Source organism: Haladaptatus sp. T7, assembly GCF_026008575.1.
Lineage (GTDB): Archaea > Halobacteriota > Halobacteria > Halobacteriales > Haladaptataceae > Haladaptatus > Haladaptatus paucihalophilus.
Map to the genome: position 1 here is coordinate 83,313 of NZ_BROP01000003.1, position 23,159 is coordinate 106,471.

24 protein-coding genes are annotated in these 23,159 nt (G+C 64.1%); 15 read left to right on the top strand and 9 right to left on the bottom strand.

Translation table 11 applies throughout. The annotated features are described in order from the left end of the window. The gene (locus OPC11_RS09600) at nucleotides 1-1,374 is read right to left on the bottom strand and encodes a nicotinate phosphoribosyltransferase (RefSeq protein ID WP_264781734.1); all 1,374 of its coding nucleotides are present in this window, start codon (nucleotides 1,372-1,374) and stop codon (nucleotides 1-3) included. A gap of 342 nt (nucleotides 1,375-1,716) precedes the next feature. Here OPC11_RS09600 and OPC11_RS09605 point away from each other — a divergent pair, with 342 nt between their 5' ends. From OPC11_RS09605 to OPC11_RS09615, 3 genes are all read left to right on the top strand, one after another. Continuing rightward, nucleotides 1,717-3,054, top strand: coding sequence for a RimK/LysX family protein (locus OPC11_RS09605; protein ID WP_264781735.1), 1,338 nt, complete (start codon nucleotides 1,717-1,719; stop codon nucleotides 3,052-3,054). A 128-nt stretch (nucleotides 3,055-3,182) separates the two neighbouring features. Then, nucleotides 3,183-4,181: a M48 family metalloprotease gene (locus OPC11_RS09610; RefSeq protein ID WP_264781736.1), complete on the top strand. Its 999-nt coding sequence runs from the start codon at nucleotides 3,183-3,185 to the stop codon at nucleotides 4,179-4,181. 158 nt (nucleotides 4,182-4,339) lie between these two features. Continuing rightward, nucleotides 4,340-5,563 carry an HAD hydrolase family protein gene (locus tag OPC11_RS09615; RefSeq protein ID WP_264781737.1) on the top strand — a complete coding sequence of 408 codons (1,224 nt, stop codon included), beginning with the start codon at nucleotides 4,340-4,342 and terminating at the stop codon, nucleotides 5,561-5,563. Between the two features lie 4 nt (nucleotides 5,564-5,567). Here OPC11_RS09615 and OPC11_RS09620 read toward each other — a convergent pair whose 3' ends face one another. Together OPC11_RS09620 and OPC11_RS09625 are read right to left on the bottom strand one after the other, a co-directional pair. Continuing rightward, nucleotides 5,568-6,212 (bottom strand): hypothetical protein, encoded by a 645-nt coding sequence (locus OPC11_RS09620; RefSeq protein ID WP_264781738.1) that lies wholly within the window; start codon nucleotides 6,210-6,212, stop codon nucleotides 5,568-5,570. 141 nt (nucleotides 6,213-6,353) lie between these two features. Then, the gene (locus OPC11_RS09625) at nucleotides 6,354-6,620 is read right to left on the bottom strand and encodes a MoaD/ThiS family protein (RefSeq protein ID WP_007979343.1); all 267 of its coding nucleotides are present in this window, start codon (nucleotides 6,618-6,620) and stop codon (nucleotides 6,354-6,356) included. 100 nt (nucleotides 6,621-6,720) lie between these two features. On the opposite strand from OPC11_RS09625, the gene OPC11_RS09630 reads away from it, so the two are divergent. Then, complete coding sequence (locus OPC11_RS09630) at nucleotides 6,721-7,635, top strand: dihydrodipicolinate synthase family protein (protein ID WP_264781739.1); 915 nt, start codon at nucleotides 6,721-6,723, stop codon at nucleotides 7,633-7,635. 106 nt (nucleotides 7,636-7,741) lie between these two features. After that, a complete protein-coding gene (locus tag OPC11_RS09635; RefSeq protein WP_264781740.1) occupies nucleotides 7,742-8,596 on the top strand; it encodes a NosD domain-containing protein in 855 nt (284 codons plus the stop codon). On the opposite strand, the gene OPC11_RS09640 is transcribed toward OPC11_RS09635, so the two are convergent. Continuing rightward, nucleotides 8,580-9,587, bottom strand: a complete 1,008-nt coding sequence (locus OPC11_RS09640) for a glycoside hydrolase (RefSeq protein ID WP_264781741.1) — start codon at nucleotides 9,585-9,587, stop codon at nucleotides 8,580-8,582. The two genes, OPC11_RS09635 and OPC11_RS09640, sit on opposite strands and share 17 nt — an antisense overlap. A 424-nt stretch (nucleotides 9,588-10,011) precedes the next feature. On the opposite strand from OPC11_RS09640, the gene OPC11_RS09645 reads away from it, so the two are divergent. From OPC11_RS09645 to OPC11_RS09660, 4 genes are all read left to right on the top strand, one after another. Further along, nucleotides 10,012-10,137: a hypothetical protein gene (locus OPC11_RS09645; RefSeq protein ID WP_264781742.1), complete on the top strand. Its 126-nt coding sequence runs from the start codon at nucleotides 10,012-10,014 to the stop codon at nucleotides 10,135-10,137. Nucleotides 10,138-10,187: 50 nt separating this feature from the next. Further along, a complete protein-coding gene (locus tag OPC11_RS09650) occupies nucleotides 10,188-11,426 on the top strand; it encodes a mandelate racemase/muconate lactonizing enzyme family protein (protein WP_007979351.1) in 1,239 nt (412 codons plus the stop codon). Between the two features lie 358 nt (nucleotides 11,427-11,784). Further along, entirely contained in the window at nucleotides 11,785-13,437 is a 1,653-nt protein-coding gene (locus tag OPC11_RS09655; protein WP_264781743.1) for a PQQ-binding-like beta-propeller repeat protein, read from the top strand. 49 nt (nucleotides 13,438-13,486) lie between these two features. Next, the gene (locus OPC11_RS09660) at nucleotides 13,487-13,990 is read left to right on the top strand and encodes an NUDIX hydrolase (RefSeq protein WP_264781744.1); all 504 of its coding nucleotides are present in this window, start codon (nucleotides 13,487-13,489) and stop codon (nucleotides 13,988-13,990) included. Here OPC11_RS09660 and OPC11_RS09665 read toward each other — a convergent pair whose 3' ends face one another. Next, nucleotides 13,991-14,353 carry a hypothetical protein gene (locus tag OPC11_RS09665; RefSeq protein WP_264781745.1) on the bottom strand — a complete coding sequence of 121 codons (363 nt, stop codon included), beginning with the start codon at nucleotides 14,351-14,353 and terminating at the stop codon, nucleotides 13,991-13,993. A gap of 78 nt (nucleotides 14,354-14,431) precedes the next feature. Between OPC11_RS09665 and OPC11_RS09670 the strand changes: the two genes are divergently transcribed. Next, nucleotides 14,432-14,962 carry a hypothetical protein gene (locus OPC11_RS09670; protein WP_264781746.1) on the top strand — a complete coding sequence of 177 codons (531 nt, stop codon included), beginning with the start codon at nucleotides 14,432-14,434 and terminating at the stop codon, nucleotides 14,960-14,962. A 53-nt stretch (nucleotides 14,963-15,015) separates the two neighbouring features. Here OPC11_RS09670 and OPC11_RS09675 read toward each other — a convergent pair whose 3' ends face one another. After that, on the bottom strand, nucleotides 15,016-15,804 hold the full coding sequence (locus OPC11_RS09675) for a YihY/virulence factor BrkB family protein (RefSeq protein ID WP_264781747.1): 789 nt from the start codon (nucleotides 15,802-15,804) through the stop codon (nucleotides 15,016-15,018). A gap of 131 nt (nucleotides 15,805-15,935) precedes the next feature. On the opposite strand from OPC11_RS09675, the gene OPC11_RS09680 reads away from it, so the two are divergent. Together OPC11_RS09680 and OPC11_RS09685 are read left to right on the top strand one after the other, a co-directional pair. Then, nucleotides 15,936-16,520, top strand: coding sequence for a flavin reductase family protein (locus OPC11_RS09680; protein ID WP_264781748.1), 585 nt, complete (start codon nucleotides 15,936-15,938; stop codon nucleotides 16,518-16,520). Next, a complete protein-coding gene (locus OPC11_RS09685; protein WP_264781749.1) occupies nucleotides 16,517-17,314 on the top strand; it encodes an AAC(3) family N-acetyltransferase in 798 nt (265 codons plus the stop codon). Before OPC11_RS09680 ends, OPC11_RS09685 begins: the two co-directional genes overlap by 4 nt. Before the next feature lies 1 nt (nucleotide 17,315). Here the strand turns inward: OPC11_RS09685 and OPC11_RS09690 are convergent, their stop codons facing one another. Then, nucleotides 17,316-17,648: a 2Fe-2S iron-sulfur cluster-binding protein gene (locus OPC11_RS09690; protein ID WP_007979359.1), complete on the bottom strand. Its 333-nt coding sequence runs from the start codon at nucleotides 17,646-17,648 to the stop codon at nucleotides 17,316-17,318. A 123-nt stretch (nucleotides 17,649-17,771) separates the two neighbouring features. Here OPC11_RS09690 and OPC11_RS09695 point away from each other — a divergent pair, with 123 nt between their 5' ends. Next, entirely contained in the window at nucleotides 17,772-19,139 is a 1,368-nt protein-coding gene (locus tag OPC11_RS09695; RefSeq protein WP_007979360.1) for a geranylgeranyl reductase family protein, read from the top strand. A gap of 172 nt (nucleotides 19,140-19,311) precedes the next feature. On the opposite strand, the gene OPC11_RS09700 is transcribed toward OPC11_RS09695, so the two are convergent. Both OPC11_RS09700 and OPC11_RS09705 read right to left on the bottom strand, forming a co-directional pair. Then, nucleotides 19,312-19,629 carry a HalOD1 output domain-containing protein gene (locus OPC11_RS09700; RefSeq protein WP_007979361.1) on the bottom strand — a complete coding sequence of 106 codons (318 nt, stop codon included), beginning with the start codon at nucleotides 19,627-19,629 and terminating at the stop codon, nucleotides 19,312-19,314. 172 nt (nucleotides 19,630-19,801) lie between these two features. Beyond that, nucleotides 19,802-21,085: an amidohydrolase gene (locus tag OPC11_RS09705; protein ID WP_264781750.1), complete on the bottom strand. Its 1,284-nt coding sequence runs from the start codon at nucleotides 21,083-21,085 to the stop codon at nucleotides 19,802-19,804. A 191-nt stretch (nucleotides 21,086-21,276) separates the two neighbouring features. On the opposite strand from OPC11_RS09705, the gene OPC11_RS09710 reads away from it, so the two are divergent. Together OPC11_RS09710 and OPC11_RS09715 are read left to right on the top strand one after the other, a co-directional pair. After that, nucleotides 21,277-22,848, top strand: a complete 1,572-nt coding sequence (locus OPC11_RS09710; protein ID WP_007979364.1) for a Na+/H+ antiporter NhaC family protein — start codon at nucleotides 21,277-21,279, stop codon at nucleotides 22,846-22,848. Beyond that, nucleotides 22,845-23,105, top strand: coding sequence for a hypothetical protein (locus OPC11_RS09715; RefSeq protein ID WP_069453012.1), 261 nt, complete (start codon nucleotides 22,845-22,847; stop codon nucleotides 23,103-23,105). Before OPC11_RS09710 ends, OPC11_RS09715 begins: the two co-directional genes overlap by 4 nt. Nucleotides 23,106-23,159: the final 54 nt, after the last annotated feature.

Below are 23,159 nucleotides of genomic sequence, written 5' to 3' on the forward strand. Positions count from 1 at the left end.
TCACCGCGCTTCCAGTTCGGCTTCCACGTCGTTCGTCAACTGACGGAGGCCGTCGCTGATTTCGACCGGATAGGTGCCGGGGGAGCGCAATTCGCGGCAGTCGTCGGGTAGTTTTCGACGGCGCGTCCCCGCCCGGTCCGCAATCGCGCCGAGTTCGGGCGAGTCGGCCACCCTGTCCCCGTCCTCGAAGATGGTGACGAGTTGTTCCTCGCCCGCGACGTCCTCGCCGCGCAACGCGAGCACGTCCTTCTCGTAGCCGCCGTCTCCGACGCGGCGAACGCTCTTCGCGCCGGGGTACGTGACCTTGCCCGACGACAGTTTCATGCTCGGGCGCATCTCGCCGTCGCGCTCGATTTCCGTGAGTTTGTACACGAGGTCGAGCGACGGGGCGTCCCTGCTCGTCGTCAGCGCGGTGCCGGGACCGAACCCGGTCGCCACGCCGCCGTCCCGGAGGAAGTCCGCGATTTTGTACTCGTCCATGCCCGAGGAGACGAAGATGGGTCGGCCGTCGACGATTTCCGCGACCTCATTCGAGAGCGGAGCGAGGTCGCCCGAATCGAGGCGCACGCCGACTTCGGCATCGTGGTCTTCCGCCACGTCCATCGCCAGTTTCGCGCCCTCGACGGTATCGTAGGTGTCCACGAGCAGAATCGTGTCCTCGTGATACTGTTCGAGGAACGTCTCGAACGCCTCCCGTTCGTTCTCGAAACTCTGGACCCACGAGTGGGCCATCGTCCCGTAAACGGGGAGCGAGAACGCCTCTCCGGCCGCCACGAGCGAGGTACCGTCGAAGCCGCCGATGACGGCGGCGCGGGCGGCTTTCATCCCGGCGTCGGTGCCGTGGGCGCGTCGGGAACCGAAATCGACGAGCGACTGGTCGTCGCCGTAACGTTCGACGGCCTCGCGCATCCGGGCGGCTTTCGTCGCCACGAGGGTCTGAAAGCCGACCTGATTCAACACCAGCGTCTCAAACAACTGGGCCTCGAAGATGGGTGCGGTCACCTCCAGCAGGGGTTCGTCGGGGAAGACCGGCGTCCCCTCGGGGAGCGCGCGCACTCGTCCCGTGAACTCGAAGTCCGCGAGTCGAGCGAGGAAGTCCTCGTCGAATCCGCGATTTCGAAGATAGTCGATGGCTCGCTCGCCGAACGAGAGGGTCTCGATGTACGTCAACGCCTGTTCCAACCCGGCCGCGACGACGAAGCCCCTGTCCGTCGGAAGTCGGCGGAAGAAGAGGCTGAACGTCGCTTGCGGGTCGTGGTCCGCGGCGTGATAGCCCTGCAACATCGTCAGCTCGTAGAGGTCGGTGAACAGTCCCAGATTCTCGGGCGTGACGTAGCCGAATCGGTCCTCGTCGTCCGCGTTGGTCCCCACCATAGCCACTGGGACCACGCCGCGTCAGTAATAGTTAGGGGAGGAAATCGCGAGGTAGAAGGGGACGCCGAGCAACCCGACTCCGGCGAGAGGCGTTTATTCGTGGGGACCTTACGCCCCTCCATGAACTTGGAATCGCTCAAACCGGATTTCCTCACGCCGAACTGGAAGTGTAACTCGTGCGGGAAGGAATACTGGCGTAACCGACGGCAGTGCAGTCGCTGTCAGAGCACGGTCTTCGACAGGATCCGTTAGTCGAGAAAGAACAATCGGCCGAGAACGTCGAGCCAACTATTAGCAACAGAGCAATAAGTGTTTTGAGCCGAGTTAGCGAATGACATACCGATGCCGGGAGAAACGTCGGTACGAGTCGGAGTCTTCAGCCTTCACAACAGCAAGGAGACGAAAGCGATTTTGAACGCCGTCGAAGCGCTGGGTCACGAGCCCGTCTGGCTTCGTCGGGAGAACACGTCGGTCGAGATACGGGACGGCGAACTCGTCCTCGAACCGGACGTAGACGTCATCGCCAATCGGTTGTTGCTCTCCAAGACGGAGTATCCCGACGAACTGTTGGGACTGGTGAACCTGTACGCGAGCGTCGTCCCGACGCTCAACCCACCGATGTCGGTGTTACGGGCGACGCACAAGTTCGCCGCCGCGGTGCGGTTGGCCGAGGAGGGGGTTCGGGTCCCGGACGCCATCCTCGCGCTCTCGACGGAACGACTCAACGAACTCTGTGAACCTTACGGCACCGAGGCCGTGTACAAGACCGCCATCGGGACCCACGGCGGCGGCACGTGGAAGGTCGACCTGAACGACCCCATCAGTTCCCGCGTCGGGAAAAGACAGGCGTTCGTCCAGCAACTCATCGAACAGGACGACGACGGCCCGCACAGCGACCTCCGCGTCTACGTGGTCGGCGATTCCGTCATCGGCGGGATGATTCGCTCCGCCCCTGACGAGGAGTGGCGGACGAACGTCGCGCTGGGGGGAGACGTGCGCGCGGCGGGCGACGTACTCACGGACGAAGTTTCACGAACCGCACTCGACGCGACGAACGCCATCGGCCTCGACTACGCCGGGGTCGACCTCATCCGAAACGAGCGCGACTGGTACGTCCTCGAAGTCAACCCGACCGCGGGATTCAAGGGGTTCTTCGAGGCGACCGGCCACAGTCCGGCACCCCACATCGCTCGCGCCGCCATCGAAACGGCGGGCGGGTCGGTGGACCAAGACCGGGTCGTCGAACTGACCGCGACGCTCGACGACACCGTTCCCGCCTGCAAACCGTCGACGAGTCGCCGAGACCTCTCGGAGCAACCGACCATCGGCTACACGACGGAGGTCGTCGTCAGCGGGACGTCGGGGTCGGCGACGGTCGTCGCGAAATCTGATACGGGTGCGAGTCGGACGAGCATCGACACCGGCGTCGCGGCGGACGTCGGCGCGGGACCCATCCGTCGAACCTCGCGGGTGCGCTCCGGGAGTTCGAAGTCGAGTCGCACGCGTCCGGTGGTCGATATCGTCGTCGGCATCGCCGGGAACCACTACACCGTCTCCGCGAACATCGAGGACCGAAGCCACATGGAGAATCCCGTCCTCCTCGGCCGCGACATCCTCGAACACTACCAAGTGGACATCAGCAAGCGGGTGGGCGAGGAGGACACCACCATCGAGGAGTGAGGTTGGGGGAGTGAGGTCGAGAGGAGAGAAATCAAAAGGGGGAGTCGGAGGAAAGGGACCCACCGACGCCGCTCGGGAGCGGACGAAGTGTTGCCGTTTTACAATCGCTGGCGAGAAAGAAAGGGACGATGCGGAACGACAGTCTCACCGGTCGAATTCTCCTCTCGGTGACGGCGCTCGTCGCGTTGACAGGCGCGCTCGTCGCCGGACTGCTGTTCGTCTCGTGGACGGTGGGCGGGGTCGTCGCCCCCTTCCTGTTCGCACCGCGCGTCTGGGGGCACTACCTCGGCGGGATTGTCGGCGGGGTGGCGTGCGTTAGACTGCTCGTCGCCACGGTCCGTCGTGGCGGGATTTCCACCGCGGCGGTTCTCGACGCGGTTCCGCCGTCAGAAACGACGGATTCGAATCGGGACCTCGCCGACCTCGTTCAGCGCGTCGCGTTGCAGTTCGACGTTCCGGCACCGACCGTTTCGGTGGCCGAGATGCCGGTTCCACACGCTTCCGTTTCGGGATTCACGCATCGAAACACCACGCTCGTGGTCTCCACCGGTCTGCTGGACCGCCTCTCCGACGAGGAACTGCGCGCGGTCGTGGCACACGAGATGGCACACGTGAGCAATCGAGACGCCGCCGTGGTCTCGCTGGTCGCCCTCCCGACGGTGTTCGGCCGGTCGATACTGAACGGACTCGGCGTGGACGACGAGGAGACGCCCGTCACCTCGAACGCGGACGACCTGTTGGGTATCGGTGCGCTGGTCTTCGGCGGCGCGATTTGGCTCGTCGGGCGGTCGCTGCTCGCGCTGTTCGCCCGACAGCGCGAACTCGCCGCCGACCGCGCCGCCGTCGAACTCGCGGGGTCCGCGGCGGCCTTGGCAACTGCGTTGCAAAAAGTGGATGCGGAGGCGGTCGATGCACCGACGACGGACCTCCGGAAGGCCGATACCGTCGCGGCGTTCTCCATCGTCGAACCGCCGCGGACGTCGAACGACGGCTTTTCGATTTGGGCCGACGGGCGGACGCCGCCGGTGCTTCGCGTTCGAAATCGGCTCGACGACATCGGCAACTGGCTGTTCAGGACGCACCCATCGACGGAAAAACGGTGTGAACTGCTTCAATCGTGGTCGTAAGCGGTCGTCGGGGTGGGGAGTTGTGGTCGCGGTCACGGTGGTGATGTTCGTCGCGGGAGGAGTGTTGGAGCGTCGGTGGTTCGCCGTCGCCGTTTTCCGAGTCCGCCAATATTCCCTCCTCCCCCGACCTTTATCCCGGAAAGCGACCGACTTCCAGTATGGAACGCTACGACGCCCTCTATCGGCTCTACGACGAGTTCGACGCGAAAACCCTCAGAGCGTATCAGGACTTCGTGGACGTGTTTCCGCCGGTCGATTCGCGGGTCGCGTTGGAACACTGGCAGTCCGCGAGCGACGAACTGGAGCGACGGAAGGACGAGATTCGGGACGGATTCGACGCGGGCGAAACCTACGCTGACGTGGCGGCCCACGCCACGCGCGACCAGGCGTTCACCGCGCTCGACCTCTACTCGAAGTACGGCCGGTCGGTGAACGCGCTCGTACTGGACGTGGACGAGACGCTCCGGTCGGCGGGCGGAACGGACAACGAGATTCCGCGGGAGGTCCTCAACCTGTTGACCGAATTCCACGAGAAGGGCGTCCCCATCGTCGTCTGTACCGGGCAGACGCTGGAGAACGTCAAGGGATTCACGATTCAGGGACTCGGCAACGAAATCGTCCACTCCGGCACGGTGAGCATCGTCTACGAGGCGGGGACCGGCGTATTCACGCCGGGCCACGGCGCGGAGACCAAACGACTGCTGTTCGAGGACCTGGACGACGACATCCGGGACGTCTTCGACACCGTGCGCTCGCAGGTGCTCTCGTCCGCGCCCGAGGAACTCCGGCGGGGGACCCACCTGCAGGGTAACGAGTTCAACATCACGATGAAGCCGAACTTCGAGACGGGGAGCGCGAAGGCGGTGGAAGTCATCGACGACGCGCTGGTCTACCAACTCGACCTGCTCGGCGAGACTGTCGTCGAAGACGGAAGCGAGTGGGCGCGGACCTACTACGCCCACAGCGACCCCGAAATCCGCGGCGTGCTCGAAGCGCAAGGCGGAATGCCGGACGCGGACGTGGAAGCGATTCCGGAGGACGTGCGGGACACCTTCGACCGAATCGACGTGGCCTACTACGAGGGTGACGCCGCCGAAATCGGAAGCCGGGAGTTGAACAAGGTCGTCGGCGTGGAGGCCGCGTTGGACGTCCTCGGCGTGGACGACCCGTTCACGCTCGTCATGGGCGACAGCAAGAGCGACCTGCGCGTGATGCAGTGGGTGGACGAGAACGACTGCGGCATCGGTGCCGCGCCGGAACACGCCTCCCGCGACGTGCTGGACCACGTGGTTCGCACCGACGAACTCATCTTCGACCGCGGAAAGGCGGGCGACGTGCTTCGGACGGTGTACGCGCTGAATCGGTTGGCGCGACTGGGGTGAGAACTCAGTCGTACCAGTACGCGACGCCGACGACGGAGAGCGGAACCGTCGCAAGCCAGAGGAGAATACGGATGGCGAACAGTTTGGGACCGAGGAACGGATGGGCCGGTCCGACGCGGGACGTTCGAAGATAGTAGTAGGTGCCACTCTCGTTGAGGAAGCGAAGGGGACGAGGAATCTCCGACCGCGTGCGGACATGTCCCGTTCGAATCGCCGTCCGAAGTTCGGGAGCCGTTCGACTGGTTGCAGAGTCCGGGTCGTACGTGACGTTCGCGAGTACGGTGGCGAACGAGACGTTCCGCGCCGTGAGTACGGTCGTTCCGTTTTCCACCTCGACGGTCGGTTCGTAAAATCCGTTTCTGGTCTGGATGTAGTCGTAGTCGGGCCACGAACGCGAGAAGTTAGCGCCGACCGAAACGCCGCCGTGTATCGCCGCGAATTCGAATCCGCAGGTGCGGGCGAGCCTCGGGGAGCAGTCTTGGACCGACGAGGAATGCCGAACGTAGTGGGTCGTGTGCGAGTGATCCAACTCGACCGTCCGGTACTCGTATCGGAGGCCGTTACCGTCGGGAACCAACCAGAGCGTGTTCGCCGCGAACGCCACCGCGAAGAGAACACAGAGCGCGCCGACCGCTCGGCGGCGGTTCACGGAATCACACCTCGCCGGAAGCTCATGACGGAGAGGTATCAGAATCGAGTATAAGTTTTCTGTCCGAGACGGCGAGGGAAACGGAAGGAAAAACGGAGAGAGAAACCGAGGTTCCGAGGTCGTGGGAAGCGTCGCGTCGAATCAGGCGTGGACCTGTACGCGAACGGTGTCGCCCGCTTCGACGGGACTGTGAACCGAGAGCGGTTCGTGGTCGGACTCGCGGACGAGGCTGGTGTCCGAGCGAAGGCCGAATCCGTCCACGATTCCCGCGCGGACTTGCGGGCCGTAGCGCTCGCCGAGTTGTTCGACGACATCCTCGACGGTTGCCTCGTCGGGGACTGCCACGCGTGCGTCGCGGGTTCCGGTGCGCGCGACCATCGGGCCGGTGAGTTTGACTGTGACGTTCATACACACATCTTTGCACCCCCGGGACAAAAAGTTTACTCAGTCTCGAAAAACTCCTGCCGAGACGAAACCGCTTATTGGGCCGGGGGACGAGCGTCCGAGTATGTCGCACGCACCAGAACCGGGGACGGACGACCCGCTCTCCCTGCACGGCGTCGTTCCGCCCACGATTACGGCGTTTCACGAAGACGAGTCGGTGAACTACGAAGCGACGGCGGCCCACGCGCAGTACGTCGTTGACGGCGGCGCACACGGCGTCTTCCCGCTCGGCACGAACGGCGAGTTCCCCCTGCTGACCGGCGAGGAAAAGCGCGGCGTCGTCGAAGCGGTGGTCGAAGCCGTGGACGACGTGCCCGTCATCGCGGGCGTCGGCGCGCCGAGCACGTACGAGACCGTCGCGCACGCCGAACACGCGGAATCGGTCGGCGCGGACGGCCTCGTCGTCGTCACGCCGTACTACTACCCGCTGGACCACGACGCGGCGGTCGACCACTATCGGCGGGTCTGTGAGGCCGTCGATTTGCCGGTGTACGTTTACCACATCCCGAGCAAGACCGGCAACTCGCTGTCGCTCGACACCCTCGACGACCTCGCCGAAATTCCGAACCTCGCCGGACTCAAGGATTCGAGCAAGGACGTGCCGTGGCTCGGGCAGGCCATCGACGCACACCCCGAACTCACGTTCCTCGCGGGGTCGGACTCCCTGCTCCTCCCCGGCCTCCAACTCGGCTGTACCGGCATGGTCAGCGCGGTTGCGAACGCCTTCCCCGAACTGGTCGTCTCGCTCTACGACGCATACGACGCGGGCGACGTGGAACGCGCCCGCGAACTGCAGAGCGACGTGTACGCGATTCGGGACGCTCTGAAGGGCGGGTCGTACATGGCGGGCGTGAAGACGACGCTCGACGTGCTCGATTTGGACTTCTCCCCCGGCCCGCTCCGGAGTCCGCTCCGGAAGATGAACGAATCGGACCGCGCGGCGCTCGAATCGGACCTTCGCGCGCTCGACATGCTCTGATTGCCGACGCGTACGCTCCATTTCCGCGTCCTCACGCGACCGTTCCGACGAGTAGGATGCCCTTACGAGGATAGCGTATAACACGGGGGCCGTTGTGCGTGGGACCATGCTCCCCTCGCGCGTTCTCGTCGTCGGGTTGGTTTTCGTCTGTGTTGTCGGCGGTGTCGGCCACGTCGGCCGCCCGCCGGTCGCCAGCGCGTCCGCCGCATCGACCACAACAACGGCACCCGCCGCACAGTCCGCCACGGCCGTCGATTCCTGTACGGCGATTACGAAATCCGGGCGCTACGTCCTCGCACGGGACGTTCACAACGGGAAGACGGCCATCTCGACCGGATGTATCAAAATCCGCGCGGACGACGTGGTGTTGGACGGCCGGGGACACATGCTGGACGGGTTCGGCGTCAGCGACACGAGCGGCGTCCACGTAGCGGGGGCGTCGAACGTGACGGTTCGAAACCTCCAAACGAAGGATTGGAATCGCGGAGTCTACGTACAGAACGCGGCCGCCGTGACCGTGCGCGACGTCGTTACCTACAACAACGCAATCGGAATCGACGTGACGGACTCGGACGCCACACTGGTGAACAACACCGTCAGGGACGGCCTCCGCGGTCTCGTCCTCGACGACGCGTGGGACGACGACCTACGGCGCAATCGAATCCACCACAACGAGGTCATCGACATCTACGCGCCGATAGCGCTTGTGAACGTCTTCGGCGTCCAACTCACCGTCGGACCGCCGCTCGACCTCGACGGCGACGGTCGCTACGAGGACGTGACCGGCAACGGGAAAACCGGCGTCTGGGACGCAGTTTCGCTGCCGATCGTCGCCGTGGCCGAGACGGTTGGGGTCGCCGACATCCCGGCACAGCAACGGTCCGCCCTCGACTTCGACGGCGACGGGAACTTCGACCACGGCGACGTGCTGGCCTACGCCGGACTCACGCCTTCTCGATGACCTTCTTCGCCCAGTCGGGCCACTCCTTGCGCTCCCGGCCGTTGAACGTGTCGTCGCCGGACATGGCTTTGAGGGCGCTCGCGTCTTCTGTGCTCCAAACAGCGCCGTCCTCGTGGAAGACGCCGTTCAGGATGCCGCGTTTGCGCTGACTCAACATGTAGGCCGGTTTGAGCATGAGCGACCAGAAGAAGTTGCCGACGCCGGATTTCCGAATGACGGGCGCGAGCGAGGCGTAATCGGGGCCGCGCTGGGCCGCGGAGACGTCTTTCTGTCCCCATCCGAAGTTGGCGACGCGTTGCCACTCCGTCAGCCAGACGGGTTTGCTGATGCTGTTGCGGAGTTCGTTCGCCTGCTGGAGCACGCCGCGGTAGATGTCCGTCGTGTTCGGGTAGTTGTAATGGAACTGCACCACGTCGATGCCCCAATCGTAGTAGTCGGTGGCGTTCGCAAAGCTCGTCGCGCCGATTGTCAACGGCACCTCGCCGCGGCGCTCGCGGGTGTACTGAAACATTTCGCGGGCGAAACGCTTCTTCCACGGCCGCCACCCCGGTTCGTTCATCACCTCGATGGCCAGCACTCGCTCGTCGTCCCGGTAGCGGTTCATGATCCACTCGACGAACCGCTTCGGCCCGTCCCATTCGTCGCGATTGCGCATCACGTGCTTAGCCGGGGACCAGACCGACGTGCCCGTCCACGGGTCTGTGTCGTAGAGGTTCTTCGGAATCGGCGGACGACCGACGCCCTCGAAGACGCCGAGCAGAACGCGGATGCCGTGCGAGTCGGCGCTCGAGAGGAAGTGGTCGAGTGCCCGGCCGAACGACGCTCGGTCCTTGTGCCACGCCTCGTAGCTCAGCCACGTCCGAATCGCGTTGAGGTTCAGTCGGTCGGCGAACCCCATGTCGCGCTCCGTGACGCCGCGTTCGTAGGTGTGCCACATCTGGAAGGAGTTCATCGCGCGGGCGGGCAGATACATCGCTCCCCGAACGTCCACGGGGGGTCCACCATCGGCGACGCATCCGGCGAGAGAAACCGCAGATGTGACACCGGCGGCGAGGAACCCCCGTCTCGTACACCGATGAGTCATGGAATCGCCGACAACGGCCGGGCACCTGAATGTAGTGGTGGTTCTGCTGACATATTTCTACCCGTCCCATGGGGTCGCTCCCGCCACGCCGACCGCGGGGAGCCACGGAGAACGGAACGAATCGCGGGGTCCGCGTTCGGTAACTTCGATGAACGTTTCGGGACGGCCGTCTCGGTTAGTCGGTGTATAATCGACGGTAGAGACGGGAGTGGCGGTGATTCAGTCGGTAGGTCGTCTATCACCCAACGGAGAGGAACGGTGGGCCTATCACGGCGTGTAATCGGTTAACTAGTCAATAGTAAGGACACGACGCGTCGAAGCGGCAAACGAGATGCCTGAACAGCAGACCGAGCCGCGGGTCGTCGGGTACTATCGACGCGGGCGATACGAGCTTCGCGCAGAGGATTCCGTCCACGCGTGGATCAGCGCGGAAATGCCGGTCGGCGTGCTCCAGTAATAACGGACGATACCATTTGAACTTTTACTACGGGCGGAGTACCCGCCGGTATGGGACGCGATTACTCGACACTGCACGACCCCAACGCAGAGTACACGATGCGCAACCTCTCCGCCGATACGATGGGTGCCACGGCATCCCGCGGGAGCAAGCGCGACATCGAAATCACCGACGTACAGACGACGATGGTGGACGGCAACTTCCCGTGGACGCTCGTCCGCGTGTACACCGACGCCGGAATCGTCGGCACCGGCGAGGCCTACTGGGGTGCCGGTGTCCCCGAACTCATCGAGCGGATGAAGCCGTTCGTCATCGGCGAGAATCCGCTCGACATCGACCGACTGTACGAACACCTCATCCAGAAGATGTCCGGCGAGGGTTCCATCGAAGGCGTGACCGTCACCGCCATCTCGGGCATCGAAATCGCCCTGCACGACCTCGCGGGCAAAATCCTCGACATCCCGGCCTACCAGCTCCTCGGCGGGAAGTACCGCGACCGAGTTCGCGTGTACTGCGACTGTCACACCGCCGACGAGGCGGACCCGGACGCTTGTGCTGACGAGGCCGAACGCGTCGTCGAGGAACTGGGCTACGACGCGCTCAAGTTCGACTTGGACGTTCCCTCGGGACTCGAAAAGGACCGTGCGAACCGTCACCTCCGCCCTGGCGAAATCCGCCACAAGGCCGAAATCGTGGAGAAGGTCACGGAACGCGTGAAGGACCGCGCGGACGTGGCGTTCGACTGCCACTGGACGTTCTCGGCCGGAAGCGCGAAGCGCCTCGCGGAAGCCATCGAGGACTACGACGTCTGGTGGCTCGAAGACCCCGTTCCGCCGGAGAACCTGCAAGTACAGGAGGAAGTCACGAAGTCCACGAACACGCCCATCACCGTGGGCGAAAACCGCTACCGCGTCACCGAGGAGCGCCGCCTCATCGAGAACCTCGCGGTGGACATCATCGCGCCCGACCTGCCGAAGGTCGGCGGCATGCGCGAAACCCGAAAAATCGCCGACGTGGCCAACCAGTACTACGTTCCGGTCGCCATGCACAACGTCTCGTCGCCGGTGGCGACGATGGCGAGCGCGCACGTGGGGTCCGCCATCCCGAACTCGCTGGCGGTCGAATACCACTCCTACCAACTCGGCTGGTGGGAGGACCTCGTGGAAGAGGACGTCATCGAGAACGGCTACATCACGGTGCCCGAGAAACCGGGGCTCGGCGTGACGCTCGACATGGACGCCGTGGAAGAGCACATGGTCGAAGGCGAGGAGTTGTTCGACGAAGCATAGCTTCGTCGGGCCAGGGGCCAGTGAATCTTTGATTCACGCTGTTTGACGAGGCTCACGCCTCGTCAAGCCAGCAAAGCTCTGCTTTGCGTTGTTCGACGAAGCGTCACTTCGTCGAGCCAACAATTTTTTCGAGTCGTGGGGTATCACGTTCGACACCCACGAACACCCATCCAATCAGATATTTCTCGATTTTGAAGAGGTTTGGATTCGTCAAAATCGTGGGTGAATCAGGCAGAGAGGAGAAATTTAGAAACGCACAGAGATTTTCGGACACATTCATACACTGTCAAAATTAGAAGTATTTTTAAACAGAATGTCTGCACAAAGTATATTCGACGGCAATACTTTCAAATGGAGCATGCACGCGACAAATCGGCGGGAGTTTCTGAAGGTGGCGGGAGTTCTGGGCGCGACCGTCGCCGTTGGCACCGAGTTCGCGACGAGCGCGGAAGGGTCCGGCGACACGGGAGGTTCGTGGGCGACGTACCGCGGCAACGCGGGGCGGACCGGTGCGACCGATAACGTCGGTCCGGGGGCGAACGTGACCACCGAGCGGTCGTTCGATATGGACGGCGGCATGCACACGTCCGAACCGGTCGTCGCGGACGGAACGGTGTACATGGCCGTGACGACGGCACACACGCCATCGAACAGTGCGGGCTACGTCGCCGCCTACGACCCGGACGCTGACGAAACCGTGTGGAAGCACGAGGGGGTTTCCCGACCGGGAACGCCCACGGTCGGCGGCGGCACCGTCTACTTCGGGACGTACGGTTCCGAGGACGCCGACGGGGCGGGATTCTTCGCGCTCGACGCCGACACCGGCGAGACGAAGTGGCACAAACCCGCCTCGGACGGGTTGTCGAATCCGTTGGTCGCGGACGGGGACTTGTACGTCGGGGTAGCGGGTGGCGTCTCACGACTCGACGCCGAAACCGGCGATACCGTTTGGACGACCGACGGGGTTCAGGGAAGCGCGTGTTACGCGGACGGAACGCTCTTCTACACGGACGGAACTGCGCTGAACGCGGCTGACGGGTCCGTTCGCTGGGACGTCACCGAGGAAGGCGACGAACTGCAGGCCGTCGCGGATGGCGTGGTGTACGGCGTCGTGAACGAAAGCAGCGAGCACGCGATCAAAGCGAGGTCGGCCGACGACGGGACGCTCCAATGGTCGTCGTCGGTCAACATCGAGTACTACTGGCTCGGGGACCGCCTCACGGTCGCCAACGGGCGCGTGTTCTTCCGCGTCGGGAACACGATACTGGCGTTCGACGCGAAAAGCGGCGAAGAAGCGTGGACGACCGTGACGGACGCAGCGCTCGCGGGTGCCCTGTCGGTCGGCGGGGAAACGCTGTACGCCGGTGGGCGAGCGGACCCGGAGACGGAGACCGGAAACGCGGTCGTGCTGGCGCTGAACACGACGAGCGGGGACCTGGAGTGGCGACACGAGTTCGGAGGATGGGATTTCGACGAATACGGCCCGGCGGCCAACTCGCCCGTCGTCGCGGACGGGAAGGTGTACACCGCGACCTATCCGATGGGCTCGACGCTGGATTGGATGTACACGCAATACGGCGATTTCCACGTCCTCGGGAGCGACGACGGACCGTCCACTACGACCACCACGGAGGAGACGACCACCACGGAAGAAACGACCACTTCCGCCGAAACCACGACGACCACGAAGGAGACGACTACTGCCGCCGAAACCACGACGAGCGAGAAAACGACCACGACCGCCAGCGAAACGACCACGGCAAGTTCGACGACTTCGGAGACCACGACGACAACGACGACGCCGGGAACGACGACAACGACCACGACAACATCGGGGTCACCGGGTACAACCGAAACGACGGGAACGGGAGGGAATGGACAGCTCACCAGCACGACGACCGGGACGACGACCACCTCGGACGGACAGCCCGGATTCGGACTCCTCACCGCCCTCGGCGGCGTCGGCGGCGTCGGTGCGTACCTCCGGTCCAAAATCGAGCGCGAGGACTGACCCGACCACATCCATCGAATTTTTGACAGACGGGGGCGGATGGAACGGTGTGTCTCACGACGTTCCACCGGACACGCCGCGCGAGCAACAGACGCTTTCGCTCCCCGAGTCGAAACTGGCGTCGCTTCGGGAGTGGGCGGTCGACGGCACCGGGTTGACAGCGGCGGCGCGGGTCCGCGACGCGGCGGGGCGAATCGTCCTCGTGAAGAACGGGTGGTCCGAGGGATGGATTCTCCCCGGTGGCGGGGTCGAACCCGGCGAAACACCGACGGAAGCCGCGAAGCGCGAAGTGCGCGAGGAGACGGGATTGGATGCTACCATCGGCGCGCCGCTGGTCGTCCTCGACCAATCCTACGTCGCGGCGGCGAACGGGGAGGAACGGTTTTCGGCCCGGTACGTCGTGTACGCCGCTCGTTCGGAGGGAGACATTCCCGACGCGTCGCGGTTGGGCGTGCACGAGGGCGAGATTTCGGCGGCGGAGTGGTTCGAGCGACTACCCGAAAACCTTCACGACGGCGACCTGCTTCGGCCGTATCTCCGGGACGAACCGTGATTACGCCCGCAACTGCTCGATAACCGTCCTCCTGAACGCCACCGCGACCGCACCGGCCGCGAACAGCCACACCAGCACGATTTGTGCGGGCGTCGCGTTCCCGGACGTGAGACCCGTTCCGAGCAGGTAGTGAATCCCGATGGAGAGCAGGAAGACGAGGAAGGCGAAGTGCCAGACGCCATCGACGTACAGGTTGGGGTTGTACGAGAGCAGGGCGTACGCGAGGAGAAGCGCGACGCCAAACACGCCGAAAATCCCCGAGTTACCTCTCACGTCGAGGGCATCCGCCAACGGACCGACGAGGGTGGTGAGCGCCAGAATCAGCGCGAACGTGACGCTGACCACTCGAGAGCCACTGACCATGGCGCGAGTTGCCGGGGACGACGCATAACTGTAGCCATATCGAACAGTATATTTCGCTGGTAACGAAATGAAGCGAGAATGAACGGCGACCCCCGTTTTCGGGAAACGCAGCGGTTCCGACAGGGGTGGCTGTGGGCGTTTTTGCTCGTCACGAACGTTCCAATCCTCATCCTGCTGGGCGTCGTGTTCGCCGACGAGTACGGCGGATTGACCCCCGAAGCGATACGAGTCGGGGGGCTGACCCTGCTCGCGCTCGTCCTGCCGTTGGTCCTGATACACCGAGCGGCGCTCGTGACGGAGGTACGAGACGACGGCGTGTACCTCAAGTTCTTCCCGTTTCACCTCCGGTTCCGTCGGATTCCGTTCGGAGAAATTGAGGCGGTCGAAGCGGCCGAGTACAGCGCCATGCGTGACTACGGCGGGTGGGGAATTCGGTGGGGCGTCTCGCTGACCCGGAACGGGTTGGCGTGGGACGAGAAGGGGAAAGCGTACATCGTCGACGGAAGCGAGGGCGTGCGACTCGAACGCGACGGAGGGCGGCCGCTCCTCGTCGGGTCCGAACGCGCCGACGAACTACGCCGAGCGATAGAAGACGGGCGACGATACTGAAAGCCGTCCGTCGGCGCGGACGACACCGAAGCCGTACTGTTAAGTGGCGAGCGTCAGACGGTCGCCGCGCTCCGGTCGGCGACGACGAGGTTGACGACGGCACCGACGAGCAAGATGACGCCCGCGAAGTAGAGCCACGTGAGGAAGACGATTATCACGCCGAGGATGCCGGTGAGTCCGTACTTTCCCGACCCGCCGAGGAAGTACTGGAATCCCGCTTGGAGCACCAGCCAGCCGAGGGCGGCGAAGAGCGTTCCGGGCAGCGCTTCCCGAAGCGACATCTTCACCGGGGGGAGGACGTAGTACAGCGGGAGGAAGACGAAGACGAGGCCCAACAGCAGGCCTGAACTGGCGATGGCACCCACGAACGGGATGCTCGTCACCAGCGACGACCCGAGGATGGTCCCGACGACGACCATCAGCGCGACCCCGAGCACCACCGCGACGAGCGTCGCGAGGCCCTTTTTCACCTGCTCGACGATACCCATGTCCGGGAACGTCTGGTACACCTCCTCGAAGGCGATGACGAGGCCGCGAAACAGTTTGAGGCTACTCCAGAGGAGGATGACGATACTCACGACCGACGCGCCCGCGGTTCCGGAGGTGTTCTGTAACGTGCGGTCGAGAACGGTCGCGCCCTCGTCCGAGAGGAATCGACTGGCGGCGTCGATGAGCATGTTCGAGAACTCCTGTCCGCCGACGAACGTCCCGACGGCCAACGCGAGCAAGACGAGCGGGAACAGGGAGACGAACGCGTAGTACGCGAAACTCGCCGCGAGGAACGTGACGTTGCGCTCGCGGACGATATCGACGACCGACCGTATCGACTCGGTGACGCTCATATCAGAGAATCGTGCTCTCACGTAATGGATGATTCGGCTGTATGAATGACGAATCGGGGAGCGGTCACCGACTTCCGGCAGGACCGACCGAACCCGAAATCCGTTTGGCAACGCGCGCTATGTACCACGATATGGAGATAAATCCGGAGACGGTCGGTTCGCTGTACCGGACGTTGGCTGGTGCCGTCGTCCCGCGCCCCATCGCGTGGGTGAGCACCCGGAGTCCCGACGGCGTGGACAACCTCGCGCCGTACAGCTTTTTCAACGTGGTCAGCGTCGCCCCGCCGGTCGTGATGTTCTCGCCGGTGGACGGCGAGGACGGCCTGAAGGACACGCCGACGAACGTGCGGGAGACGGAGGAGTTCGTCGTCAACGTCGTCACCGAACCGCTCGCCGAGGCGATGAACGAAACCAGCGCGACGCTCCCGCACGGCGAGAGCGAGTTCGACCGCGCCGGACTGGACCGTGCGGAATCGACCGCGGTGGACGCGCCGCGCGTCGCCGATTCGCCGGTCGCCTTCGAGTGTTCGCTGTACGACATGGTGGACATCGGCGCGTCCACGATGGTGCTCGGCGAAGTCGAATGGGTCCACGTGGACGACGACGTGACCACGGACGGAAAGCTCGACGTGAACAAAATCGACGCCGTGGGCCGTCTCGCCGGGAGTCTCTACGCACGAACGGACGATCGATTCTCGCTGGAGCGCCCGCCATGACCGAGGGGGATGCGGTCGAGCGAACCCCGGAGCCGATAACGACCGAGCGATTGGAAGCCGACCTCCGCGACCTCGGCCTGTCGGCGGGCGATACCGTCCTCGTTCACTCGTCGCTCTCGGCGCTCGCGTGGGTTTCCGGCGGCGCACCGGCGGCCGTGGACGCGCTCATGGGCGTCGTCACGGCGGCGGGAACGCTCGCCATGCCGACCCACTCGACCCAGCTTTCGGACCCGACGCACTGGGAGAACCCGCCGGTTCCAGACGAGTGGGAGGAGCGCATCAGGGAAACCTCGCCGCCGTTCCGACCGGAACTCACGCCGACGCGCGGCATGGGCGCAATCGCGGACTGCTTCCGGGACTATCCCGGCGTCGTCCGAAGCCGCCACCCAACGACGTCCTTCGCGGCGTGGGGTGCGGACGCCGACGTCGTGGTCGCGGACCACGCCTACGACTCGCCGCTCGGCGAACGGTCGCCGCTCGCGCGCCTCGACGAACTGGACGCGCGGGTGCTCCGCCTCGGCGTGGACGCGAACACGTCGCTCCATCTGGCGGAGTACCGCGCCGACTACGACAAATCGTTCGAGACGAACGGCGGTCCGGTGCTGGAAGACGGCGAGCGTCGGTGGGTGACGTTCGAGGAACCCGAAAGCGAGGACGACTTCCGGGACGTCGAGGCGGCGTTCGAGGAGGACCACGAGGTGCGCCGCGGGCGCGTCGGCGAGGCGGACGCGACGCTGCTGTCACAGCGGGAACTGGTCGAGTTCGGGGCGAAGTGGATGGAAGAGAACAGGTAGCTCAGTCGTCCGCCGCCGCCGCGGATTCGTCCATGGCTTCCGCGTCGGCTTCGATGCTCGGCGGATACTTCCCGCGGTCGAGTTTCAGGTCGCTCTGCGGGCGAGCCATGCAGGTGAGCGCGTAGTGTTCGGATTCCTCTTCGGTCAGACCGCGAGCGGCGGGTTGGGTCACGTCGCCCTCGACGATTTCCGCCGAGCAGGCGAGACACATGCCGACGCGACAGGAGTACTCCTGCGCGATGCCCTCCTCGATGCAGGCGTTGAGGATGGTCTGTTTGTCCGAAACCTGGATGGATTCGCCGGTCCCGACGAACTCGACGGTGTACTCGGTCATACCCCGGCGTACGAAACAACTCGGCAAAACTCTTTATGCACGCCGTCGTGCATTTAGCGTCCTCCCCTGAAGGACACAATAGGGGATAAAGAGTTTTCTCGCTTCCCTCTCGTAGCGAAACGCATGAGCGAACAGTACGATATGGTCGTCGTCGGTGCGGGGACGTCGGGGTGCTACGCCGCGGCGACCGTGGCCCGCGAGGGGTACGACGTGGCGGTTGTCGAGCGGAAGACGGAGGAAGAAGCGGGCCACATCGCGTGTGGCGACGCCCTGAAGGGGGCCGACGCCTTCCCCGAGGCGATTCCCAAGGAGAAGCTACAACCGGCGTTCACCAACACGGGCGTGGACCACGGGCGATTCGAGATTCCGCGGGAGGACACGGTGCTCGAAATCCCCATCCCCGGCGAACTCGCCGTCATCGACCGATGGGAGTACGGACGGCGCATCATTCAGGGCGCGAAGGACGCGGGTGCGGAGTTCCACTACGATACGGTCGTCCAAGACGTGACGCAGAACGACGACGGACGCGTCACGGGCGTTCGAGCCATCCACAAGGGCGACGTCGTGGAGTACGAATCCGACCTGCTCATCGACGCCGCGGGGGCGCTCTCGCTGTTGCAGGACAAGACCGACTTCTCGGGCACCACGTTCGACACCAACGTCACCTACTCGCAGTTCTGTTCGGCCTACCGCGAAATCATCCACGTCGACGAACCGGTCGAGTGGGACGACGCCCTCGTGTTCAAGCCGACCGACCGCGCCGCGGGCTACCTCTGGTACTTCCCGCGCACCAGCACCGAAATCAACGCTGGGCTGGGCTTCCAGATGAACGAAGAGCCGATGGAACTCGTGGACGACCTGAAACACGACCTCCGCAACCGGGCCGAGTTCGACGGAGCGACCGTCGAGGACAAACTCGGCGCGGCGCTTCCGACCCGTCGCCCCTACGATTCGGCCGTCGCGCCCGGCTTCATGGCCGTCGGCGACGCCGCCGGACACGTCAACCCGACCACCGGTGGTGGCATCGCGGGCGCGGCGTACGCGGGCAAGTACGCGGGCGAGCAGGCTATCGAGGCCCTCGAAACCGGCGACGCGAGCGAGCACGCGCTGTGGGAGTACAACCGACGCGTCATGGACCACTTCGGAGCGCGATACGCCGGTCTGGACATCTACAACATCTTCACGACCGCCGTGGACGTGGACGACCTGATGGGGATGCTCGGCGCGCTTCCCGCCGAAAAGCTCTCCGAGGCGCTGTACTCGGGAAGCGCCAACATCGGCCTCCGTCTCAAACTGCAGACGGCGCTCGATGCGCGCGACCACTGGCGACTCGTCTACGATCTCTATAAGACGAAGAAGCTGGCCGACGAGGTTCTCGACCACTACGACCACTACCCGACGGACCCGCGCGGACTCGCCGCGTGGCAGGACGTGCGCGACGACCTGATGGACGAGGTGTACGCGACCACCGGTGCGGCGCCGAAATACTGAACTCGGTCACCCATCCGGTCCATCTTCCATGACCGGGTGATATTGTTCGGTGTGTGAAAGACTGCAGACGGATACGTCACCGCGACGGTTGTATGGTAAGCTATGTCTTAGCATGGCCGAGAGGATGAAAAGTCGAAGGGAACGGCAACGAACGGAAAAAAGAGGAGAGTCGTTATTCCTGTTCTCGAATAACAATCTCGCCGTAGCTCTGGACGGTCACTTCGTAGTCGAGGATGGTGAAGACGACTTTTCCACCCGTTCGAGGCGACCCGTCGTGTTTGTCGCTAAATAGATTGTCGAGCGCGTCGGGGTCGATGACGTCGTATAGCGGTACCCCGATGTCGCTGGGGTCTCCCCCGGTAATATCCGTAAGTGCCATGACGACCGCGGTACTGAGTTGTTCCCCGTCGGCGTAGATAGTGTACTGGTTCGTCTGCGCTGAACTCGTGATAACTGCACCGTCGTTGCTGTCGTTGATGTTCCCGTTCATAGGTTGTACCTCTCGAACACTGCAATACTGTTCGAATCTACTTAGACGGTTGTGACGGGTGCTTATAAAAATTACCGTGTTCAATTGAAACGGTTGGTGGAACGTAATCACAGCCTGAGGAACAGGTATCGGCAGCGTGGAAATCCGCACACTATCGTCGTTGTTGCACCAACTACGGACGTTGCTGTGCGATTTCGGTGATAGATGTCGAAAGGAGGTCTACGCCGATTTGGAGGCTGTCCTCGTCCACGTCGAAGGTCGCGGTGTGGTGGCCACCGGGGTGGTCGGTTCCGACGCCGACGTAGGCCGCGAGACCACCGTTCCCTTGGACCTCCTGCATCAGATACGTGGCGTCCTCGCTCCCGCCGAGCGTGTCGCGGCGAATCGGGTTCTCGACGCCGCTCGTGTTCAGGGACACGTCGTGGACGATTTCGACCAATCCCTCGTCGCTCTCGGCGCTCGGCGCTTCCCCTTCCGCGCTCAGTTCGACGGAACAACCGTGCATCGCCGCCGCGTTTTCGAGGACGCGCTCCGCGCGCTCTTTCATGTAGTCCTTGAGTTCGGTCGTCTCGCCGCGGACTTCGCCGTCGATGAACGCCTGCTCCGGGATGATGTTCGTGGCCGTTCCGCCGCCGACCTGCCCCGCGTTGATGCGCGTCGGACCGTCCTCGTGGCGCGGGATGGCGTAGAGGTTCTGGATGGCCGTCGCCATCGCCTGAATCGCGTTCTCGCCCGCGTTCGGCTGACCGCCAGCGTGGGCCGGTTGGCCGGTGAACTCCGCGAGGAAGTGGTCCACCGCGAGGAACCCATCGACGCCCGCGACCACCTCGCCGGTCGGGTGGTCGAGGCCGATGTGAACCGCGAGGAGGTAGTCCACGTCGTCCAGATGGCCGCTCTTGGCCATCGGCTTGCCACCGGCAACCATCTCCTCGCCGGGCTGGAAGAGGACCTTGAACGTTCCCTCGAAGTCGCTGTCCTTGATGGCTTCCAAGACGCCGATTCCCATCGTGATGTGCGAGTCGTGCCCGCACGCGTGCATCGCGCCCGCGTGCTCGGAGCGGAACCCTTCAGCGGCGGGAACGTGGTCCTCATCGGTCGATTCCTCGCGGAGCAGGCCGTCGATGTCCACGCGGAGGGCGACGGTCGGACCCTCGCCGCGGTCGAGCACCGCGATAGCGCCCGTGTTGCCGCCGTCGAGTCGTTCGAGGACGTCCTCGCGTGCACCCGCTTCGAGCGCCTGTTCGTACCACGTTTCGAGTTCGTCGTCGTCCGGGACCGACATGCGCTCTTCCTGTGCGAGCACCTCGGGACCGACGTACAGTTCGTCCACGCCGATGGATTCGAGTTCGTCTACGATTCGAGCGGTGGTGTAGAACTCGCGCCACGCCGGTTCCGGGTGGCGGTGGAGGTCACGTCGAAGCGAGACGAGTCTATCGCGGCTGGTCTGTTGACTCATGGCGAGGTGGACGGCGGGCGGGGCCTTAAATACTCGAAAAGCGGCCAGCCGTCGAATTTCGTTCTTAGACTCGCGCGCAGAATTGAAAATTTAGTGACTGTTTTGCACAGAAACGCCGCTGTCTGTCAATTTTTGCGGACTACTTTTATACCATCGCGGTTGCTTGACACAGGGTGTCAGAGGTAATATGAATGAGTTCGCCAACTGACGAGCGTGACGAAGAAGTCGAAGAGGAGTTAGCGCAAGCAGAACACGCACGACACGAGTCTCGCATCGAGTTCTACGGCGGGACGGCGATGAGCGCGCTACCTATCGGCTTGTTCATCGTCTGGGCCGTGTTCCAGAGCGGTTTCCTCGGCGTCGGGAGCACCTCGGGCCTCGTCGTGGGGATGCTCGTCTCGCTTATCATCGGGATGTTCTTCGCAAAGGGCGACTGGAAAACCTACGCCAACACCATCTTCGAGGGGATGACCCAGCGCGTGGCGGCGACGGCCATCGTCGCGTGGCTCTGGGCGGGCATGTTCGCGCAAGTGTTACAGGACGGCGGGTTCGTCCAAGGACTCGTCTGGGCCGCGGACGCGTTGCACGTCGGCGCGTCGCTGTTCCCGGCGGCGACGTTCATCCTCGCGGCGCTGTTGGCGACGGGCATCGGCACGGGGTACGGGACGACCATCGCGTTTACCGGCCTGTTCTTCCCGGCCGGTCTCGTCGTCGGCGCGAACCCGGTGTTGATGTTCGGCGCGATACTGTCGGGCGCGGTGTTCGGCGACAACCTCGCACCGGTCAGCGACACGACCATCGTGAGCGCTGTGACGCAGGATTCGGACATCGGCGGCGTCGTCGCCTCCCGGTTCAAGTACGCGCTCACCGCGGCGGTGTTCGCGCTGGTCGGCTACGTCGTCGCCGGGATGATGATGGACGGGGCGAACATCGCCGCCGACGTCTCGTTGGACAGCAACCCCATCGGCCTCATCCACCTCGTCTCGATGGGTATCGTCATCGTGACGGCCATCTCGGGTCGTCACATCGTCGAGGCGATTTCGTGGGGACTCGTGTTCGCGGTCATCGTCAACGTCGTCACCGGCCTCGCGCCGATTCAGAAGATGTTGGTGTTCTACGCACCGAACAACGGTCCGCTCGCGAGCACCTTCGGCTTCCTGCCGTTCGTGCAGACCGTCGCCGTGAACGCCGACAACGCGGGGACGGTCGGCGGAAGCCTCTACAGCGGCGCGTCCGGGTTCTTCCCGCTCATCGTCTTGACCCTGCTCATCGTCGCGGGTGCACAGATAATGATCCGCGGCGGCGGCTTCGAGGCGCTCCAGAACTGGCTATTGAACGTCGTCGCGACGAACGTCCGACGTGCGGAGACCACGATGGTCCTCGGCACGGCGGGCGTCAACGCGATGATAACCATCAACACCGCCGCGGAAATCGCCATCGCACCCTACGTCGCCCGCATCGGCAAGCGGTTCAACGTCAACGGCTACCGCCGCGCGAACATCCTCGACGCCAACAGTTCCGCGATGGGCTACATCTTCCCGTGGGGCGGCGGCGTCTTGGTCGGCTACGCCACGATGATTCAACTCGTTGGAAGCGACCAGTTCGGCTGGTTCACCCGGTCGATGGTCGTCAACCCCGCAGAGGTCTGGCCGTTCGTCTTCCACGGCTGGTTCCTGTTCGGCGTGTTCCTGATATCGGCCCTGACCGGGTTCGGACTGGAGTACGTTTCCGACCGCCGCGCCGAGGAGGTGGCGCGGGTATGAGCCTCCTCGACAAGTATCTCGCCGGGTGGTCGTTCCGGACGAACAAGCCCGAGTTCGAGGCGGGCGAGGAGATAGACGTCTACCTCACCGGCCACCGTAACGGGACCGCGACCGCACGTGTCGGCGACACCATCCTTCACGTCGAGGGTGCGCCGACGAACGCCGTCGACGAGCGCGTCCGACTTCGCGTCGAGGAGTTCGACGCGAACGAGCACGTCGGACGGGCGTCCTTCGTCGAAGCGCTCGACGGGGAGTAGTCACGGTCCGCGATTCGACGAACGTCGGTCGCATCAGGATGTCTGTTGCACCGG

Coding starts and splice junctions, on each gene's coding strand:
- OPC11_RS09600 (WP_264781734.1), bottom strand. CDS start 1,374: ATGGTGGGGACCAACGCGGACGACGAGGACCGATTCGGCTACGTCACG.
- OPC11_RS09605 (WP_264781735.1), top strand. CDS start 1,717: ATGCCGGGAGAAACGTCGGTACGAGTCGGAGTCTTCAGCCTTCACAAC.
- OPC11_RS09610 (WP_264781736.1), top strand. CDS start 3,183: ATGCGGAACGACAGTCTCACCGGTCGAATTCTCCTCTCGGTGACGGCG.
- OPC11_RS09615 (WP_264781737.1), top strand. CDS start 4,340: ATGGAACGCTACGACGCCCTCTATCGGCTCTACGACGAGTTCGACGCG.
- OPC11_RS09625 (WP_007979343.1), bottom strand. CDS start 6,620: ATGAACGTCACAGTCAAACTCACCGGCCCGATGGTCGCGCGCACCGGA.
- OPC11_RS09630 (WP_264781739.1), top strand. CDS start 6,721: ATGTCGCACGCACCAGAACCGGGGACGGACGACCCGCTCTCCCTGCAC.
- OPC11_RS09635 (WP_264781740.1), top strand. CDS start 7,742: ATGCTCCCCTCGCGCGTTCTCGTCGTCGGGTTGGTTTTCGTCTGTGTT.
- OPC11_RS09645 (WP_264781742.1), top strand. CDS start 10,012: ATGCCTGAACAGCAGACCGAGCCGCGGGTCGTCGGGTACTATCGACGC.
- OPC11_RS09650 (WP_007979351.1), top strand. CDS start 10,188: ATGGGACGCGATTACTCGACACTGCACGACCCCAACGCAGAGTACACG.
- OPC11_RS09655 (WP_264781743.1), top strand. CDS start 11,785: ATGCACGCGACAAATCGGCGGGAGTTTCTGAAGGTGGCGGGAGTTCTG.
- OPC11_RS09665 (WP_264781745.1), bottom strand. CDS start 14,353: ATGGTCAGTGGCTCTCGAGTGGTCAGCGTCACGTTCGCGCTGATTCTG.
- OPC11_RS09670 (WP_264781746.1), top strand. CDS start 14,432: ATGAACGGCGACCCCCGTTTTCGGGAAACGCAGCGGTTCCGACAGGGG.
- OPC11_RS09675 (WP_264781747.1), bottom strand. CDS start 15,804: ATGAGCGTCACCGAGTCGATACGGTCGGTCGTCGATATCGTCCGCGAG.
- OPC11_RS09680 (WP_264781748.1), top strand. CDS start 15,936: ATGGAGATAAATCCGGAGACGGTCGGTTCGCTGTACCGGACGTTGGCT.
- OPC11_RS09685 (WP_264781749.1), top strand. CDS start 16,517: ATGACCGAGGGGGATGCGGTCGAGCGAACCCCGGAGCCGATAACGACC.
- OPC11_RS09690 (WP_007979359.1), bottom strand. CDS start 17,648: ATGACCGAGTACACCGTCGAGTTCGTCGGGACCGGCGAATCCATCCAG.
- OPC11_RS09695 (WP_007979360.1), top strand. CDS start 17,772: ATGAGCGAACAGTACGATATGGTCGTCGTCGGTGCGGGGACGTCGGGG.
- OPC11_RS09700 (WP_007979361.1), bottom strand. CDS start 19,629: ATGAACGGGAACATCAACGACAGCAACGACGGTGCAGTTATCACGAGT.
- OPC11_RS09705 (WP_264781750.1), bottom strand. CDS start 21,085: ATGAGTCAACAGACCAGCCGCGATAGACTCGTCTCGCTTCGACGTGAC.
- OPC11_RS09710 (WP_007979364.1), top strand. CDS start 21,277: ATGAGTTCGCCAACTGACGAGCGTGACGAAGAAGTCGAAGAGGAGTTA.
- OPC11_RS09715 (WP_069453012.1), top strand. CDS start 22,845: ATGAGCCTCCTCGACAAGTATCTCGCCGGGTGGTCGTTCCGGACGAAC.